Here is a 961-nt window from a genome sequence, read left to right as displayed (position 1 = left end):
GGCTGTAGCGAATCGTCGTGGTGCGGTTGCCCCGGGCGTCGTAGACGTGTTCGGTGAGGTAGCGTTCGGCGTCGAGCTCCGCCACCAGCTTGCCGCGTGCGTCGTAGATCAGGCGGGTGGTCTGGTCGGTGTTGTCCGCGGCCGGTTGTTCGGGGCCGGCCAGGGCAGCGCCGAGCAGCAGGCTCTTGGCACTGGCGGCCACCAGGTCCAGGTGCGTCCGGGCGGCGGTATACCAGCCGGGCACGCGCGTGGTGACGCTCGATCCGGACGTCCTGATCTCGAGGTCGTTGCCGACCTGGCGGAACAGCAGGGCGGTCGGCGCTTCCATCACGCCGGGCATCACAGGGGCCGGGTCGACAGGCGCGGGCGGCGGTGCCGCCACGAGGGTGCTGATCGCTGCCGCGTCCCAGGTGGTGCCGTCGGCGAAGCGGATCTGCTCGATGCGGTAGGTGGAAGAGTTGAAGTGTCCGCCGACCCGCAGGCTGTCGGACGTGCCCATGATGGACACGATGAGGTCGTTGCTTGAGCGGGTGAGCACCACCTCGGACGGCGCGATGCCCGGTGCCAGCTGCACCACGTCGAACTTGCCGGCCGTGGTGTCGTAGGCCGACACCGTGTCATTGCCTGAGCCGCGCCCGAACAGGAAGGTGTCGTCGCCGGTGCCGCCATTCAGCGTGTCGCTGCCGGCACCGCCGTCGAGCGTGTCGTTGCCGGCGTTCCCGTACAGCGTATCGCTGCCGGCGTCGCCGTTCAGGGCGTCGTTGCCGTTGCCTCCATTCAGCGTGTCGGCGCCTGCGCCGCCGAGCAGCAGGTCGTCACCATCTTCACCGTTGAGCGTGTCCTCGCCATTGCCGCCATCCAGCGTGTCGTTGCCGGCTCGGCCGCTGAGGGTGTCGTCGCCGGCTCCTCCGGCCAGGGCATCGGCGCCGGTGTAGCCGATCAGGGTGTCATTGCCCGAAGT

1 protein-coding gene is annotated in these 961 nt (G+C 69.4%); it reads right to left on the bottom strand.

Annotated elements, in window-relative coordinates:
- A partial coding sequence (locus E8D38_RS27880) for a calcium-binding protein (RefSeq protein ID WP_281286176.1) occupies positions 1-961 on the bottom strand: 961 nt, incomplete at both ends.

This window comes from Methylibium rhizosphaerae (assembly GCF_006386545.1).
GTDB lineage: Bacteria > Pseudomonadota > Gammaproteobacteria > Burkholderiales > Burkholderiaceae_C > Pseudorivibacter > Pseudorivibacter rhizosphaerae.
The sequence above is the reverse complement of the archived record's forward strand: the minus strand, read 5'-3'. Positions and strand labels throughout refer to the sequence as shown.